The sequence below is a fragment of the Pseudomonas sp. MF08817 genome, assembly GCF_059862705.1.
In genome coordinates, this window is sequence record NZ_JCBCUY010000017.1 from 71,630 (window position 1) to 88,667 (window position 17,038).

Below are 17,038 nucleotides of genomic sequence, written 5' to 3' on the forward strand. Positions count from 1 at the left end.
ATGCGCCGCTGGAGTACTGATCGGGTCGTTGGCCATCACGACCCGAAGGTCAACGAACATCACTTGGAAGAAACGGGCATGCCCGCGGGCAGCCGTCTGCGTTTGCTCAGTTTCAATATTCAGGTGGGCATCAGTACCGAGCGGTATCGGCACTACCTGACCCGGGGCTGGCAGCACCTGCTGCCGCACACCGGGCGTGCCGATAACCTGCAGAAGATCGGCAACCTGCTGGGGGATTTCGACCTGGTGGCCCTGCAGGAGGCCGATGGTGGCAGCCTGCGCTCGGGCTACGTCAATCAGGTCGAGCACCTGGCCCAGCTCGGTGCCTTCCCCTATTGGTATCAGCAACTCAATCGCAACCTCGGTCGCCTCGGCCAGCACAGCAATGGTGTGCTCAGCCGTATGCGGCCGTGGGTCATCGAAGACCACCCATTGCCCGGCCCCAAAGGTCGCGGCGCGATCTTGGTGCGCTTTGGCGAAGGTGCCGACGCGCTGGTGGTGGTGATGATGCACCTGGCCTTGGGGGCGCGCGCGCGTACCCTGCAACTGGCGTACATTCGCGACCTGATCGGCGACTATAAGCACCAAGTCCTGATGGGCGACATGAACACCCACGCCAGTGACCTGCTGCAAAGCTCGCCGCTGCGGGACCTGGGCTTGCTCGCACCGCAAGTTGAGGCGACCTTCCCCAGTTGGCGCCCGCAACGCTGTCTTGACCACATTCTGCTCAGCCCCAGCCTGACCCTCGAAAAAGTCGAAGTGCTGGCGCAACCTATTTCCGATCACCTGCCGGTCGCGGTAGAGATTCGTTTGCCGGGTTCGCTCACGGCCGATGCATTGCCCGCGTTGCGCCCTGCCCCTCGCGGACCCCTTGCATGAGCGACGACGCCCAGCGCTGGAAAGAGAAATACCTCAAAAGCATCGAACAACAGGAAAAGCTAGAGCGGCGTTGGAACGCCCGTCTCGACCTGCTGCGCCGTGGCCTGGTGCGTAGCACCCTGGCGGCCGAAGGCACCGACCGCGTGGTCGACCAATGCATGAAGGAAATGCGCGAAGTGGTGCGCACCGACGACATGGATGCCCGTTTGGCGGCGTTGCTGCCGCGTCTTGAAAAAGCCGTACTCGACTCCGAGCAACGCCGCGAAACCCGTGTGGAGCAAATCAGCACTGCGCTGACCTCGCTGGTGGCGCAGCTGCAAACCCTGCCCCTGCCCCGCGACGTCAGCCGCCCGCTCAAAGCTTTCGCCAAGCAACTCGATGGCCGCGTCAGCCAGGCGCGGGAGATTCCGCTATTGCTGGGTGAGCTCAGCGGTTTGCAGAGCAAGGCCCTTAGTGCCCTGGAAACCCCAGCCGAGCCGAGCCGTCCCGGGCTGTTGCAACGCTTGTTTGGCGGCAAGGACGACGATTCGGAATTGGCGCAAGCTGAAGAGGCCGCCACGGCGGGCCAGCGCCCGATGCCTGCCTCCGTGGTGGTGGCGCCCGTTGTGCACTCCCCCCCGGCGCCTGCCGCTGTGGCGGTCCCCGCCGCGCCGCCTGCCGAGGTCGTCATTGAGCCCGCCAGCCTGAAAATCGAAGCGCTGCCGCCCGTTCCTGTAGCAGAACCCGCGCCGCAGTCTGAGCCTGAGCCTGAGGTCGTGGCCTTCGTTCCGCCGGTCGTGTTGGCAGAGCCGGCGCAACCTCGTATTGAACCCGTGGTTGAAGCGCCGCAGGAGGCTTTGCAACAGCCCCCGGCCGACCTGCCTCTGGCTGAGGCCGAGCCGGTTGTTGCCGAGCCACCGCCCGCCGACCCCGACGCGCAACCCGCCAGCGACGCGCCTCTGCCGGACCAGGAAGACCCGCAGTACACCCTGCCGGACAGCCCCGAGCCGTCGTATAGCTCGGTGGCCAAGCACATCGAAGACACCTTGCTCGGCCTGTTGGACGACCTGTCCCTGCCCGAGCGCCATCGCCCGCAAGCCGAAGCCATGCGCGAACGGCTGCAACATGGGCTGAACTGGTACGAATTGCTGCCGATCCTCGACGATCTTGCGGTCTTGATGTTGGCAATCACCGACAGCGGTCAGCATGAGTTCGAGGTTTACCTCAAGCAACTCAACGAGCGCTTGGAGTCGTTCCAGAGCAACCTGCAAGCCGCCAGCGCCGGCCACGACGACAGCCGCTCGGCGGCGCGTGAGCTGGACACGCAGATTCGCGAGCAGGTCGATGGTTTGCAGAGCAGTGTGCAGGACGCCGCGGACCTGGAAGGCCTCAAGCACGTGCTGGAGAACCACCTCGAAGGCCTGCTCGGCACCATGGATGAGCATCAGAAGCAGCGTGACCAGCGCGAGCAGGAAGTTGCCGAACGCCTGCAAGGCTTGGCCGAGCGCGTGGCGCACATGGAGCAGGAAGCCCAGGGCTACCGCGAACACCTTGAAGAACAGCGCCAGAAAGCCTTGATCGACCCCCTCACCGGGCTGCCCAACCGTGCCGCGTGGAGCGAACGCCTAGAGCATGAAATCGGCCAGTGGCAGCAGCACGGCAATACCCTGTTGTTGGCGATGCTCGACCTCGACCACTTCAAGCGCATCAACGACAACTACGGCCACCTGGCCGGCGATAAAGTGTTGAAAATCATCGCCACCGTCCTGCGCAAACGCCTGCGCGGCGCGGATTTCATCGCCCGTTTTGGCGGCGAAGAGTTTGTGCTGCTGTTGCCCGACACCTCACCCGCCGTGGGCATGAGCCTGATGGAAAGCCTGCGCGCGGCCATCGAGGCTTGCCCGTTCCACTTCAAGGGCGAGCGCGTGACGATTACGGTGTCCATCGGCCTCAGTGCGTTCAAAACCGGCGAACGCAGCGAAATTGTGCTCAAAAGAGCCGATCAGGCGCTCTACAGAGCCAAAGATGCAGGGCGCAATCGGGTTGAAATGGGCTGACCAGCATTTGTTCCATTTTGTTTAAAACGGCGCTTTTTGCCGGATCTGACTGGGCGCTACGTTACACTGTTGCGTTCTTTTCCCATGCGTACCCCTGCCGCCATGAAGTCTTTCCTGCTCGTTCTGTCGTTCGTTGTGTTGGCCGGTTGCGCCAGCGGCCCGCGCATCGATAAAAGCCATCCTTCGGTCAATTTCGACAGCCGTATCCAGTTTGTGGTGGTGCACTACACCTCTGCGTCGCTGGAGCGTTCCCTGGCCCTGCTGACCCACGGTGAAGTCAGCAGCCACTACTTGATTGGCGATGACCGCAACGCCACGGTTTACCAATTGGTGGATGAGAACCTGCGGGCCTGGCACGCCGGGGAAAGCGAGTGGCAGGGCCGTACCTGGCTGAACTCCAGCTCCATCGGGATTGAAATCGTCAACCCGGGGTTCCGCGATACACCCACCGGGCGGGTCTGGTACCCGTACAGCGAGGCTCAGGTGCAGGCGCTGATCGCTTTGCTCAAGGACATCAGCGCGCGGTACAGGATCGCCCCGCAGCACATCATCGGCCACAGCGACATCGCGCCGCTGCGCAAACTCGACCCGGGGCCGCTGTTCCCGTGGAAGCGCCTCGCCGATGCGGGCCTGGCGATCTGGCCGGATGCCGGGGCCGTAGCCCGTGAGCAAGCGCGGTTCGCGGCCCAGATGCCCAGCGCCACTTGGTTCCAGCAAGGCCTGGCACGCCTGGGCTACAGCACGCCGCAGACGGGTGAGATGGATGTGGCGACCCGCCATGTGCTGGCGGCGTTCCAGATGCGTTTCCGCCCGGCGCGTTTCGACGGTTCGCCGGATGCCGAGAGCGCGGCGATCCTCCAGGTGCTCAGCCAGACAAAAAACTGACGCTGCCCGGCGGTTGGCGCATTTTTTCAAACTGTTGCTATAACTCATTGGTAATTCTTTGGATGTCCCAAGATGCCGGCCGCTCGCGAGACCCTGCGCAGTTGGTTTCATCGCCCCTGGTTTTTGGCGACGCTGGCGGCTGTCCTGAGTGCGGGGTTGCTGCTGTTGGGCAGCCTGGGCGTGGCGATGCATCAGGTGCAGTTGCGCGAAAGCCAGCAGATGAACGCCCAGGGTGAGCGCTTCCTTGAGCGTCTGGAGCAGTTGTTCGGCCAGTTGCGCCAGGGCCTGGACGAGTTGCAGGCCCAGCCCCTGCGCGGTTGTAGCGAGCAAATGGTGGCAACCCTGCAAAAGGTCGGTTTCAGTTATCGCTTCATCTATGAGGCCGCCTACATCGAGGCGGACCGCATCTGCTCCAGCGGCCCGCCACGTAATGGCCTGCCCGCCACCCGCCCCGCCGACTTTCGCGGCCCGACCTACAGCTACTGGCTCAACACCTCCGCCGAACCCAATGAAAACCTGGCCGCGCTGATGCTGGGCCGGGGTAATTTCCGCGTGGCGACCTCGCGCGGGCATTTGACCGATGTGGTGGATTTGCCCGAGGGCAGCAGCCTGATGGTGGTGCTCGATCGCGGCATGCGCGCGATACCGGTGTTGGGGGCGGCCCAATCCTGGCCACCCTTCGAGCCCTGGCCGCCGCAAGCCAGCGAGCCGTTGCTGGTGACGCCGAACCAGTTGATCTACCGCATGCCCACCGACAATCAGGAATACCAACTGGTGCTGATCGCCCCGCGTGCGCGCCTGACGTTGCAGGTGGCCGAGTCCTGGCGCTGGTTGCTGCCGGTAAGCCTGACTTTGGCGCTGTTCATCGGCGTACTGGTGTTGCAGTTGGCGCGCCAGCGCCAATCAATGGGCGGCGAGTTACAGGGCGCGCTGCGCCGGGGGGAGTTGCAGGTGTTGTATCAGCCGATCTTCGACCTGCGCAGCCGCCACTGTGTGGGCGCCGAGGCGTTGCTGCGCTGGCGGCACCCGGACGGCACCCTGACCAGCCCGGACCTGTTCATCCCCATGGCCGAGGACAGTGGGCAAATCCGCCAGATCACCGATTTCGTCCTTCAGCGCCTTTTGGAGCAACTGGGCCATGTGTTGCGGGCCAATCCGCACTTCTATATTTCGGTCAACCTGGCGGCGTGCGATGTGATGGTGCCGCGGGTGGGCGAGGTGATGGCCAAGTTGCTGGACCAGCATCGGGTGCAGGCCCGGCAGATCGCCTTCGAGGTGACCGAGCGGGGGCTGATTGATGTGGTGGTCGCGCGCAGCAACCTGCAAGCGCTGCGGGATTTGGGCCATCAGGTGCTGATCGATGACTTCGGCACCGGCTATTGCAGCCTGGCGTACTTGCAAACCCTGCCGGTCGACTGCCTGAAAATCGACAAGGCATTCATCGACGCCCTGGGCCATGACGCGGCCAGCAGTGGCGTGGCGCCCCATATCATCCGCATGGCCCACGCGTTGCAGCTCAAGGTGATCGCCGAAGGCATCGAGCTCGAGTCCCAGGCCCAGTTGCTGCACAGCGAGGGGGTGAAGTTCGGCCAGGGCTGGCTGTTTTCCCATGCCCTGAGTGCGATGCAGTTAGTGGAGTTGATGACCCGGGGCCGGCGCGTGGGCGCCCGGCGTGTGGCGGATGAGATCTGAACCCTACAGCGGCAACGCCATGTAGAACTGGGTGCCCTGCCCCGGCCGCGAGTAAACGCCCATGCGCCCGCCGTGCAGTTGCACGATTTCCTTGCACAGGGCCAGGCCCAGCCCGGCGCCGCCCTTCTTGCGCCCGACCTGCACGAACGGCTCGAAAATCCGCCCCTGCTGGCCGTAGGCGATGCCTTCGCCATTGTCCTCGACGCTGACGATGACACGCTCGCCATGGCGCCGTGCCTGGAGGCGGATCTGGCCGTTGCTGGCGGTGTGGCGCAGGGCGTTATCGATCAGGTTGTCGAGCACCCGCTCCAGTTGCGCCTGGTCGGCTTGCAGGCGCGGCAAAGGCGCCTGCACCTCGATCAACAGCTCCACGCCTTTTTCCTGGGCCGGTGCGGTGAAGCGGGTCTTGGCCTGCTCCAGCAACTCTTCGAGGTCGCACGGTGCCAGGGTGAGTTTTTGCAGGCCATTTTGATAGCGCGAGAAATTCAGCAAGTCGTTTATCAACTGCATCAGGCGCTGCATTTCTTCATTGACGGTATTGAGCAGGTCGGCCTCGCGCGAGTCCTCGGCGAAATGCACGCGCTCTTGCAGCAGGCCGAAGGCCATGTGCATGCCCGTGACCGGGGTGCGCAATTCATGGGAGGCGCGCAGGACGAACTCGCTGCGCACCCGCTCGAACGCCCGCTGCTCGGTGACGTCGTGCAGCACCATCACCGCACCGAGGATGTGGCCCTGGGTATGGCTGACCGGCGTGAGGCTGTAGGTCAGTAGGCGCGACTCGCCGTCGACCTCCACGCTCAAGTCTTCCGGGGCCCGCTCCAGGCTGCCGCCGCGCAGCACCAGTTGCAGCTCTTCGTCCAAGTCGGGGCGCTCCAGTGCCGCGCCCAGGCCTTGGCCCAGGCGTTCCTCGTCCCAGCCCAGTTGCCGTTGTGCTACGGGGTTGAGGTGCTCCAGGCGTCCTTGGCGGTCGATCATCAGCAAGCCGTCGTCGATGCTGTCGAGCACCGCTTGCAGGCGTTGTTGGCCGGCGAGCAGTTCGTCGACGTTGGTCGCCTGATGCTGGCGCAAGGCCTCGGCCATGATGCCGAAACGCCGGGTCAGCAGGTTCATTTCCGCAGCCGAGGAAATCGGCAGGGTCACCTCGAAGTTGCCTTGGCCGATCTTGTCCGCCGCTTTGGCCAGGGCCTCGATGGGTGCGCCGAAGCGCTGGGCGATGCCATGGGCGGTGATAAAGCCGATTATCAGCACCGCCAGGCCCACCAAGCCCAGCAGGGTGGCGATCAGCAAGGCCCGCGCGCGGGATTGGTTCTGGGTGTCGCTGATGTTCTTCAGGGCCTGCTTGTGCTCTACGATCAAGCCGTTGCGCAGCACGTTGAATTTGTCGCTGACTTCCTGGCTGGCGGTGAGTTTGTTGGGTGCGCCGTGGGACTGGTCGAAGGCCTGGAGGAAGCTGAGGTAGTCGCGCCGGGCCTGCTCGAACCCGAGGCTGGGCTTTTCGCCGGTCTGTTCGTGGGCGATGCCCTCATCCAGCAGCTCGAAGTAATGTTTCTTGGAGGCTTCGAGCGCCGGCAGGTCGGGAGTATCGCGCAGCATCATGACCAGTTGATCGCCCAGGGTCTGGCGCAGCTTGAGGCCCAGGTCGAGGGTGACGAAGTTGTGCCGGATCAGGGCTTCCTGGTTGTTGGCCATCTGCATCACGCTGACCAGCCCCAGCAGCAGGCCCAGCAAGGCGACGGTAATCAGCGCAGAGATGCTCAGGAACAAGCGGGTGCGCAATTTCATCGCGAGTTTCATCGGGCGCGGCTCACAGGTTGTATTGCTTGCGTTTGCGGTAAAGCGTCGAGGCGTCGATGCCCAGGGTTTTGGCCGCTTGGTCGAGGGTCTCGGCAGTCGCCAGCACGGCACCGATGTGGGCTTTTTCCAGTTCGTCCAGGCTTAGGGCGGCGCCGATGCGCGGGACGTTGGAGGTGCTGGCCGGGGCCATGCCCAGGTGGCTGATTTCCACCCATTCCTGGGGGCAGATGATGCTCGCCCGTTCCACCACGTTGCGCAGCTCGCGGATGTTGCCCGGCCAGCGATAGTTGAGCAGCGCTTCGCGGGCCTCGTCGCTGAAGCCCCGGGCGGGGCGCGCGTAATCCTTGACGAAGCGCGCCAGGAAGCGGTCGGCCAGGGTCAGGATGTCTTCGCGGCGCTCGCGCAGGGGCGGCAGGTGCAGGGTGATGACGTTCAGGCGATAGAGCAGGTCTTCGCGAAAGCGCCCGTCGCGCACCATGTCTTCGAGGTTGAGGTTGGTGGCGGCGAGGATGCGCACGTCGGCGCGGCGGGTCACCGGGTCGCCCACGCGTTCGTATTCCTTGTCCTGGATAAAACGCAGCAGCTTGGGTTGCAGGGTCAGCGGGAAGTCGCCGATTTCATCGAGAAACAGTGTGCCGCCGTCGGCCTGGTTGACCCGCCCCAGGGTGCTTTCGCTGGCGCCGGTAAAGGCCCCGCGGCTGTGGCCGAACAGTTCGCTTTCCATCAGTTCGGCGGTCAGGGATGGGCAGTTGATGGTCACGCAGGATTTTTTCGCCCGTTTGCTCCAGCCGTGGATCGCCTGGGACAGCTCACCCTTACCGGTGCCCGACTCGCCGAGGATCAGGATGTTGGCGTCGGTGCCGGCCACCTGGCGGGCGGTTTCGAGCACCACTTTCATCGCCGGGCTGTGGGAGTCGAGGCCGTCGCGGGGTTTGCGCACTTCGCCTTCAAGGGCCTCCAGGCGCGCCGAGAGCTGGCGCACTTCCAGTTGCTTGGCCGTGGCCAGGCGCAACTGGTCGGGGCTGCACGGCTTGACCAGGTAATCGGCCGCGCCGGCCTGGATCGCATCGACCGCGGTATCGACCGCCGAGTGCGCGGTGACGATGACCACGCGCATCCATGGCGCCTGGATACGCATTTGCGCCAGCACATCCAAGCCGTTGTCTTCGCCCAGGCGCAGGTCCAGGAAGCACAGGTCGAACACCTGGCGTTGCAGCAGCGTATCGGCCTGGGCCGCGCTGTTGGCGGTGGCGACGCTGTAGCCCTCGTCTTCGAGGCAGTAGCGGAAGGTGCGCAGGATGGCGGACTCGTCGTCCACCAGCAGAATACGGCCCTGATTCTCCGTGGCTGATTCCATTGTCCCGTGCTCCTTATTAATGAATGAATGGCGTTAGTCCCGCGCAAATCGGGCAAGTTGCATGGTCGATTCTGCGCGTTTACGCGGGGCGCAGGTTAGTTCTCTGCCGAACTAATAGCTAACTTTATGAATTTAATGAGTTTTTTGAAATTGTCAGGCCATTGGCCAGCGTTCGCTCACAGTTTCTGACAGTGCGCCGGCGTCTGCGATCCAAAAACTTTACATTTTTCTTCGCTTGTATCGTGCATTGCGCACGATGCCGGAAGGCCCATCGTGCAAGATGCGTCTGCCAGTGATTTCTATTTGTTTGTAACTTGTTGATTTTATTGAATTAAATTCCTGATAAAAACTGGCATGCAGGCTGCAATAGTCTGTTTGTCAGCAGCGCAGTTACCGGCGCCGCTCCTTGAGTCAACAACCTGTGTGAGAGGAGTTTCAGGATGAATCGCCAACGTCTCGCCCAAGTGCATATTTCGCCACTGCATGTACAGCAAGGGCTGTTTGCCCTCCTGGCATTGCTGGTGACGCTGGTGGCCGGTCAATTGCTGCAACGCATGGACCAGAGCCCCCAAGTGTCGGCGCCGCTGCTGCCGGTGCAGCACACCACCCAGACCCATTTCAGTGCCGTCAGCAGCCGTTTGGCTGACAGCGCGCCCCCGCAGATGCTCGAAGTTGAACAGATCCAGTCGCTAGACGGGGTTGCCGGGCAGGAACGCTGGGTGTTCTAGGCATAAGGCTTGGTGCGGATCGACCGCGCCAGGAAACGCAAAAAACGCCGCCGTGCGTTAAGGAGAATCACCATGTTGAGCTGGGCTATCACATTCCTGATTATCGCCATCGTCGCTGCTGTCCTGGGTTTCGGTGGTATCGCGGGCACCGCCACGGGTATCGCCAAGATTCTCTTCGTCGTGTTCCTGGTGATGTTCATCGCTTCCTTCTTCTTTGGCCGTCGCGGTCGAGGCTGAACATGCGTACCTCTATAAACACACTGGCCGCCGCCCTGTTGCTGGGCGGCAGTGCCGTGGCCATGGCGGCCAATGACGGCCAGTCGCGGGCCAACGAACTGTTGAGCGCCGACCCGCAATACCGCCAGACCTGGCAAGGCGTCGTGCAAAAAGAAGAGCGGTTGCCGGAATGGGTGATGAACCTCTCCGGTTACGCCGAACAAATGAATGCTGTGACCGAGGACGGTGACCCGTATCTGGTCGGCCCGCTGTGCGAAAACCAGCAGAGCTGCCTGAACAATCGCCTGATCGTGGCGTTCAGCCTGGATAAGAAAAACGCCTATGCCATGTGGGTGCAGGTGCCGGCCGGGTTGCCGTCCGACAAGTCGCCGACCCGCCATGCTGACAAGCGCTTCCTCGGTGAGCCGGATGCAGGAATGCAGGCGTTGCTTAACGAGCAACTGAAGAAAGACCCGAATTGGTATTAAAAGCTTGAGGGTTAATAGCCACTTATGTGGGAGCGAGCCTGCTCGCGATAGCCATCTGCCAGGCGCTGTGCGATTTGGCTGATGCACCGCTATCGCGGGCGAGCGGCTCACTCTCACATAAAACTTGCTTACAAATGACGGGCGGCCAGTGGCTGCCCGATGATTTGTTGAAAGCCTCGTCCTAGAGCGGTTCTCGCCGCTGCCATCGAAAAATCCCCACGCTGCGTCGGACTTAACCGTTTCGCGGTGTTTCTTTGCGACCGTATATCGAGAAACTTGTCTTCGATCAGGGTTTTGTTTTTGCCTCTGGATGTAGGCTGTCGCCCGGTTTTTATGAAGGCACTCCCAAACCCGAAACCCCCCGCATTCACCGCAGATGGCCGGTTCACGGTACTTTCGACTGCCGAAATGTCGTATCCGAACCTGCTGGGACTATGGTTTTGTTTGGGAAATCTCATGCCGATTCGGCATAGGGTAGGCGTTTACGGCATTAGACGGCGCTCCCTTGCATCGGAATAGTTGCGCCTTTTTTCGCCTGCCAGAGAGCCGTAAATACGCGCTCCGGGGCACCTTATACGGGGGCAGATGCCGAGACTTTTACGCTATCGAGCGTTCCAGTTCGTGCATCCGCCCGAGTCAAACTGAAGTAAGGGTAACGATATGAAGAAGGCAAAGCTTAGCCTCGCCTGGCAGATCCTCATCGGTCTGGTCCTGGGGATTGCAATTGGTGCGTTGCTCAACCATTTCAGTGCCGAGAAAGCCTGGTGGATCACCAACGTCTTGCAACCTGCGGGCGATATCTTTATCCGCCTGATTAAGATGATCGTGATTCCCATCGTGATCTCGTCGCTGATCGTCGGCATTGCCGGGGTCGGGGACGCCAAGAAGCTGGGGCGCATCGGCCTCAAGACCATCATCTACTTCGAGATCGTCACCACCATCGCCATTTTGGTGGGCCTGGTGTTGGCCAACGTGTTCCACCCAGGCACCGGCATCGACATGAGCACCCTGGGTACGGTGGATATCTCCAAGTACCAGGCCACCGCGGCCGAGGTGCAGCATGAACACGCGTTCATTCAAACCATCCTCAACCTGATCCCGTCGAACATCTTTGCCGCCATGGCCCGTGGCGAAATGCTGCCGATCATCTTCTTCTCGGTACTGTTCGGCCTCGGTCTGTCGAGCCTGCAAGCCGACCTGCGCGACCCGCTGGTGAAGATGTTCCAGGGCGTCTCGGAAAGCATGTTCAAAGTCACCCACATGATTATGAATTACGCCCCGATCGGCGTTTTTGCCCTGATCGCGGTGACGGTCGCCAACTTCGGTTTCGCCTCGCTGCTGCCATTGGCCAAGCTGGTGGTTCTGGTCTACGCGGCCATTCTGTTCTTCGCCTTCGTGGTGTTGGGCCTGATCGCACGCCTGTTCGGCTTCTCGGTCGTCAAGCTGATGCGCATCTTCAAGGATGAGCTGGTGCTGGCCTACTCCACCGCCAGTTCCGAAACCGTGCTGCCGCGTGTGATCGAGAAGATGGAAGCCTACGGCGCGCCGAAAGCCATTTGCAGCTTCGTGGTGCCTACCGGTTACTCCTTCAACCTCGACGGTTCGACCCTGTACCAGAGCATCGCGGCGATCTTCATTGCCCAGCTCTACGGCATCGACCTGTCCATCAGCCAGCAACTGTTGCTGGTGCTGACCCTGATGGTCACCTCCAAAGGCATCGCCGGCGTGCCGGGTGTGTCCTTCGTGGTACTGCTGGCGACCCTGGGCAGCGTGGGCATCCCGCTCGAAGGCCTGGCGTTCATCGCCGGTGTCGACCGCATCATGGACATGGCCCGTACCGCATTGAACGTAATCGGCAATGCCTTGGCCGTGCTGGTCATCGCACGTTGGGAAGGCATGTACGACGACGCCAAGGGCGAGCGCTACTGGAATTCCCTGCCGCACTGGCGCAGCAAAGAGCCGCTGCCGGCGGGCGAACCCTCCAGCCACTGAGCCGCCCGCTTGCTACAACAGTTGAACCTCAAACCCCGGTGATTCCGGGGTTTGTCGTTTCTGCCCGCCCCGCTATCATTCGCGGCATCTTTCGGGGGACTTAACTGATGCTCAACGGCCTATGGCTTGGCTTTTTCATCGTTGCAGCCGTTTCGGCCATGGCGCAGTGGCTGATCGGCGGTAACGCCGGGATCTTCGCGGCGATGGTGGAAAGCATTTTCGCCATGGCCAAGCTCTCGGTGGAGGTGATGGTGCTGCTGTTCGGCACCCTGACCCTGTGGCTGGGCTTTCTGCGCATCGCGGAGAAGGCCGGCATCGTCGATTGGCTGGCCAAGGCCCTGGGGCCGTTGTTCCTGCGCCTGATGCCGGACGTGCCGCCCGGCCACCCGGCCATCGGCCTGATTACCCTGAACTTCGCCGCCAATGGCCTGGGCCTGGACAACGCGGCCACGCCCATCGGCCTCAAGGCCATGCGCGCCCTGCAAGAACTCAACCCCAGCCCCACCACCGCGAGCAACGCGCAGATCCTGTTCCTGGTGCTCAACGCCTCGTCCCTGACCCTGCTGCCGGTGACGATCTTCATGTACCGCGCCCAGCAAGGCGCGCCGGACCCGACCCTGGTGTTCCTGCCGATCCTTCTGGCCACCAGCGCCTCCACCCTGGTGGGCCTGCTCTCGGTGGCGGTGATGCAGCGCCTGCGCCTGTGGGACCCGGTGGTGCTGGCCTACCTGATTCCCGGCGCCTTGCTGCTGGGCGGCTTCATGGCGGTGCTGGCGACTATGTCGGCCACGGCCCTGGCGGCGTTGAGCTCGATCCTCGGCAACCTGACGTTGTTCGGCCTCATCATGCTGTTCTTGCTGGTGGGCGCGCTGCGCAAGGTCAAGGTCTACGAGGCGTTCGTCGAGGGTGCGAAGGAAGGTTTCGACGTGGCCAAGAGCCTGCTGCCGTACCTGGTGGCGATGCTCTGCGCGGTGGGCGTGCTGCGGGCGTCCGGGGCGCTGGATTTTGGCTTGGACGGCATTCGCCACCTGGTGGAGTGGGCCGGTTGGGACACCCGCTTCGTCGATGCCCTGCCGACTGCGTTGGTCAAGCCGTTCTCCGGCAGTGCGGCGCGGGCGATGTTGATCGAAACCATGCAAACCCAAGGCGTGGACAGCTTCCCGGCATTGGTGGCAGCGGTGATTCAGGGCAGCACCGAGACGACGTTCTATGTGCTGGCGGTGTACTTCGGCGCCGTCGGCATCCAACGCGCCCGCCACGCCGTGGGCTGCGCCCTGCTGGCGGAGTTCGCCGGTGTGGTGGCGGCGATTGGGGTTTGTTATTGGTTTTTTGGTTGAGTCAGGCGCAGAACCACCCTCCCGCTCCCACAGTGGATCGCTGGTGTAGTTGAGATGAGCGTTAGGCACCGCTTCCTCAGGGAGGTGGCTGCACAGGCGTTAGTTATTCCCAGGCTTGGGCTGCTTCTGCCCCTGCGCCACCGCCCACGCCACCACTTGCGCGGTCAGTTTGTCGCTGGCCTGGCCGAACCCGGCCACCACCGCGGGCACTTGCACGTCGCTCAACGGCTGGCGCACTTCAAAGCGGCGGCTGGCGAGGATGCGTTGGTCTTTGCCGCCCACCAGCAGCGCATCGAGGCGGATCACCACGCTCGCGGCCGTGCCCTGGTACTCGGTCTGGAACGCCTGCAACACCCCGCCCAGCTCGAAGTCGGCTTGCAGGTTGCTGTCGTCGATGCTCAGCAGCGGCACGCGACCGTCGCGGGCGAAGGCGTCCAGCAGGCGGTTGCGCAGCAGCACCGGTGCCGGGTCGCTCCAGCGCGAGGCCTTGTAGCTGCTCAGCACGTCCCCTTGGGGGATGACCGCGATTTTCGTGCTGTTGAGCGCGTCGCTGGCCTGGGGCTTGGCCAGGCGCAGCGACCAGGGCTGCGCCTGAGCCTGGGCCGCCGCGCCAGCCTGGGCCGAGGGCAAGCGGTAGACGTCGGCGGGCGGCGCCTTGGGCAGGATCGAGCAAGCGCCGGTCAAGGCAAAACTGGCGAGCAGGGCCCAATGGCCGGCGATGCGGTAGGCGAGTCTCATGGGGTGAATTCCTTGTTCGTGTCGCTGCCCAGCAGGTAACCGCTGGGGTTGGCTTCCAGGCGACGGGAGATGGCGCGCAGTGAACTCAAGGTGTCGCGCAGTTCGCGCACCGCTGGCGCCAGGCCATTGAGGCCCTGCATGCCGTTGTTCAGGGAGTCCTGGTTGTCGGTCAGCAGCTTGTTGATGGTCGCGGTGCTTTGCTCCAGCGAAGCCATGGCGTGCTCGGCGCTGCCGAACATCTGCTTGCCCTGGTCGTTGAGCAGGCCGTTGGCGTTGCGCATCAGCGCGGTGGTCTGCTCCAGCGCGGCGGTGGCTTGCTTGCCGATGGCGGCCAGTTGCTGCATGGCCTGGCGGATATCGTCCTTTTGCTCGGCGATGGTCCCGGTAGTCTGCTCCAGATGCGCCAGGGTGCTGCTGACGCGATCGACGTTCTCGGCCGAGAACATGCGGTTGGCGTTGTGCAGCAGCAGGTTGACGCTGCTCATCAAGTCATTGCTGTTGTTGAGCAGGCGCGCGATGGGCGACGGCGAGGCGACGATCACGGGCAACTTGCCGCCCTTGCCGCGCAGCGTCGGGCTTTGCGGGGTGCCGCCGCTGAGCTGGATGATCGAGGTGCCGGTGATGCCGGTCAGGGCCAGTTTGGCCTGGGTGTCTTCCTTGATCGGCGTCTCGCCGCTCAGGCGGATGCGGGCCAGCACCCGGCGCGGGTCCTTGGGGTCCAGGCGCAGGGTGACCACATCGCCGACCTTGATCCCGCTGTACTGCACCGCGCTGCCCTTGGACAGGCCGCTGACCGCCTCGTTGAAGACGATTTCGTAGTCCTTGAATTCGCTGTCCACGCTGGATTTGGTCAGCCACAGGCCGAACAGCAAGGCGCCGACCACCACCAGAACGGTGAACAGGCCAATCAAGACGTGATGGGCTCGGGTTTCCATGTCAGACCTCGTTGAGCAATGTAGCGGCTTGGTACGCCGCGCGGCCGCGAGGGCCATGGAAGTATTCGTGAATCCAAGCGTCGTCGGTGTCGGCGACCTTGTCGATGGCATCGGCCACCAACACCTTTTTCTGCGCCAGCACCGCCACTCGGTCGGTGATGGTGTAGAGCGTGTCCAGGTCGTGGGTAATCAGCAACACGCTCAGGCCCAGGGCATCGCGCAGGGTCAGAATCAGTTGGTCGAACGCGGCCGCGCCGATGGGGTCCAGGCCGGCGGTGGGTTCGTCGAGAAACAGGATGTCCGGGTCCAGGGCCAGCGCCCGGGCCAGGGCGGCGCGCTTAATCATGCCGCCGGACAGCGACGCGGGGTATTTGTCGGCGGCCGACAGCGGCAACCCAGCCAGGGCCAGTTTCACCGCCGCCAGGTGCTCGGCGTCGGCGCGGCTCAGGCCGGCGTGCTCGATCAGCGGCAGGGCGACGTTCTCGGTGACCGTCAGCGAGGAAAACAGCGCGCCCTTCTGGAACAGCACACCGAAGCGCCGTTCGAGCAACGAACGCTCATGCTCCCCCAGGCTGGGCAGGTTCTGCCCGAACACCCGCACCGAGCCGTCGCTGGGCTGGCGCAGGCCGATGATGCTGCGCAGCAATACCGACTTGCCGCTGCCCGAACCGCCGACCACGGCGAGGATCTCGCCCTGGTACAGGTCCAGGTCGAGGTTTTCATGCACGCTCTGCGGGCCGAAGCGGTTGCACAGGCCGCGCACTTCAATCACCGCCTCGGCGGGCTCAGGGGTACTCACCAGCCCATCTCCATAAAGAACAACGCCGCCACGGCGTCGAGCACGATCACCACGAAAATCGACTGCACCACGCTGGAGGTGGTGTGGGCGCCCACCGACTCGGCGCTGCCGCTGACCTTGAAGCCTTCCAGGCAGCCGACGGCGGCGATGAGGAAGGCGAAGATGGGCGCTTTGACCATGCCCACCAGAAAGTGCTGCACGCCAATGTCCGCTTGCAGCAGCGAGAGGAACATGGCCGGCGAGATATCCAGCGACAGCGCGCAAACCACGGCGCCGCCGATGATCCCCGAGAGCATCGCCAAAAACGTCAGCATCGGCAGGGCCACCAGCAGGGCCAGCACCCGCGGCAGCACCAACAGCTCCATCGGGTCCAGGCCCAGGGTGCGGATCGCGTCGATTTCCTCGTTGGCCTTCATCGAGCCGATTTGCGCGGTAAAGGCACTGGCGGTGCGCCCGGCCATGAGGATGGCGGTGAGCAGCACGCCGAATTCGCGCAGAAAGGAGAACGCCACCAAATCGACGGTAAAGATGCTGGCACCGAAGCTTTTGAGCACCGTGGCGCCGAGGAAAGCCACCACCGCACCCACCAAAAAGGTCAGCAAGGCGACGATGGGCGCGGCGTCCAGGCCGGTCTGCTCGATGTGCGCCACCACCGGGGTCAGGCGCCAGCGTTTGGGGCGCAAGGCGCCGCGCACCAGGGTTTCGAGGATCAGGCCGATAAAGCCGAGCAGTTGCAGGGTGTCTTGCCAGACCGCATCCACCGCCCGGCCAATGCGGCTGAGCAACTGGATGCCGACGTTGGCCTGCGGTGCCTTGACCGGCACGCAGAAGTCGGTGAGCGCGCCATACACGGTCTTGAGCAGCGCCCGGTCGGCGGCGGGCAAGGTGCAGTCGGGGTGTTCGGTGGACTGGCCGAGGCGCTCGCTACCGAGCAATTCCACCAGGAGCGAGGCCCCGGCGGTGTCGAGGGCGCCGAGGCCATTGAGATCGACCCGGGTGCTGGCGTCGTACTGGCCGTGCAGCGCGTCGCTCAACTGTTTGAGCGCCGTGTAGTGGGCCAGCGTCCAGTCTCCCGCCACGCGCAGTTGCGCCGGGGTGACCGTGGTATCCAGTTGGGCGCTGCCGGGCGTCGTGGGGGTCATAAGCTCCGTGCTTGTATTTG

At 63.4% G+C, this 17,038-nt stretch carries 15 protein-coding genes; 9 read left to right on the forward strand and 6 right to left on the reverse strand.

Annotated features, from left to right (window positions below; translation table 11 throughout):
* The 4 genes from AC19YR_RS12695 to AC19YR_RS12710 all read left to right on the forward strand — a co-directional run bounded on the left by AC19YR_RS12695 (position 1) and on the right by AC19YR_RS12710 (position 5,492).
* Entirely contained in the window at positions 1-879 is an 879-nt protein-coding gene (locus tag AC19YR_RS12695) for an endonuclease/exonuclease/phosphatase family protein (RefSeq protein WP_095110294.1), read from the forward strand.
* On the forward strand, positions 876-2,915 hold the full coding sequence (locus AC19YR_RS12700) for a GGDEF domain-containing protein (RefSeq protein WP_500598691.1): 2,040 nt from the start codon (positions 876-878) through the stop codon (positions 2,913-2,915). The genes AC19YR_RS12695 and AC19YR_RS12700 overlap by 4 nt, the downstream gene beginning before the upstream one ends.
* Before the next feature lie 102 nt (positions 2,916-3,017).
* The gene (locus AC19YR_RS12705) at positions 3,018-3,800 is read left to right on the forward strand and encodes an N-acetylmuramoyl-L-alanine amidase (protein WP_095110297.1); all 783 of its coding nucleotides are present in this window, start codon (positions 3,018-3,020) and stop codon (positions 3,798-3,800) included.
* A 72-nt stretch (positions 3,801-3,872) separates the two neighbouring features.
* Positions 3,873-5,492, forward strand: coding sequence for an EAL domain-containing protein (locus tag AC19YR_RS12710; protein WP_500598693.1), 1,620 nt, complete (start codon positions 3,873-3,875; stop codon positions 5,490-5,492).
* 3 nt (positions 5,493-5,495) lie between these two features.
* Here AC19YR_RS12710 and AC19YR_RS12715 read toward each other — a convergent pair whose 3' ends face one another.
* The gene (locus tag AC19YR_RS12715; RefSeq protein ID WP_500598695.1) at positions 5,496-7,286 is read right to left on the reverse strand and encodes a KinB sensor domain-containing domain; all 1,791 of its coding nucleotides are present in this window, start codon (positions 7,284-7,286) and stop codon (positions 5,496-5,498) included.
* Between the two features lie 10 nt (positions 7,287-7,296).
* Entirely contained in the window at positions 7,297-8,643 is a 1,347-nt protein-coding gene (gene algB / locus AC19YR_RS12720; protein WP_095110301.1) for a sigma-54-dependent response regulator transcription factor AlgB, read from the reverse strand.
* A 440-nt stretch (positions 8,644-9,083) separates the two neighbouring features.
* Between algB and AC19YR_RS12725 the strand changes: the two genes are divergently transcribed.
* The 5 genes from AC19YR_RS12725 (at position 9,084) to AC19YR_RS12745 (ending at position 13,404) form a co-directional block, all read left to right on the forward strand.
* The gene (locus AC19YR_RS12725) at positions 9,084-9,371 is read left to right on the forward strand and encodes a hypothetical protein (RefSeq protein ID WP_095110303.1); all 288 of its coding nucleotides are present in this window, start codon (positions 9,084-9,086) and stop codon (positions 9,369-9,371) included.
* A gap of 72 nt (positions 9,372-9,443) precedes the next feature.
* Positions 9,444-9,608, forward strand: a complete 165-nt coding sequence (locus AC19YR_RS12730) for a DUF1328 domain-containing protein (RefSeq protein ID WP_003170804.1) — start codon at positions 9,444-9,446, stop codon at positions 9,606-9,608.
* Positions 9,609-9,610: 2 nt separating this feature from the next.
* Complete coding sequence (locus tag AC19YR_RS12735) at positions 9,611-10,075, forward strand: inhibitor of vertebrate lysozyme family protein (RefSeq protein WP_500598696.1); 465 nt, start codon at positions 9,611-9,613, stop codon at positions 10,073-10,075.
* A 660-nt stretch (positions 10,076-10,735) separates the two neighbouring features.
* A complete protein-coding gene (gltP, locus tag AC19YR_RS12740; RefSeq protein WP_095110306.1) occupies positions 10,736-12,067 on the forward strand; it encodes a glutamate/aspartate:proton symporter GltP in 1,332 nt (443 codons plus the stop codon).
* Positions 12,068-12,174: 107 nt separating this feature from the next.
* Positions 12,175-13,404, forward strand: coding sequence for a nucleoside recognition domain-containing protein (locus AC19YR_RS12745; RefSeq protein ID WP_500598698.1), 1,230 nt, complete (start codon positions 12,175-12,177; stop codon positions 13,402-13,404).
* A gap of 99 nt (positions 13,405-13,503) precedes the next feature.
* On the opposite strand, the gene AC19YR_RS12750 is transcribed toward AC19YR_RS12745, so the two are convergent.
* Genes AC19YR_RS12750 through AC19YR_RS12765 form a run of 4 tightly spaced genes read right to left on the reverse strand, consistent with a single transcriptional unit; the run spans position 13,504 to position 17,018 of the window.
* Positions 13,504-14,142 (reverse strand): ABC-type transport auxiliary lipoprotein family protein, encoded by a 639-nt coding sequence (locus tag AC19YR_RS12750; RefSeq protein ID WP_500598700.1) that lies wholly within the window; start codon positions 14,140-14,142, stop codon positions 13,504-13,506.
* On the reverse strand, positions 14,139-15,077 hold the full coding sequence (locus tag AC19YR_RS12755) for an MlaD family protein (protein ID WP_095110311.1): 939 nt from the start codon (positions 15,075-15,077) through the stop codon (positions 14,139-14,141). Before AC19YR_RS12755 ends, AC19YR_RS12750 begins: the two co-directional genes overlap by 4 nt.
* 1 nt (position 15,078) lies before the next feature.
* Positions 15,079-15,879: an ABC transporter ATP-binding protein gene (locus AC19YR_RS12760; protein ID WP_500598716.1), complete on the reverse strand. Its 801-nt coding sequence runs from the start codon at positions 15,877-15,879 to the stop codon at positions 15,079-15,081.
* Positions 15,873-17,018: an ABC transporter permease gene (locus tag AC19YR_RS12765; RefSeq protein ID WP_095110313.1), complete on the reverse strand. Its 1,146-nt coding sequence runs from the start codon at positions 17,016-17,018 to the stop codon at positions 15,873-15,875. The genes AC19YR_RS12760 and AC19YR_RS12765 overlap by 7 nt, the downstream gene beginning before the upstream one ends.
* Between the last annotated feature and the right edge of the window lie 20 nt (positions 17,019-17,038).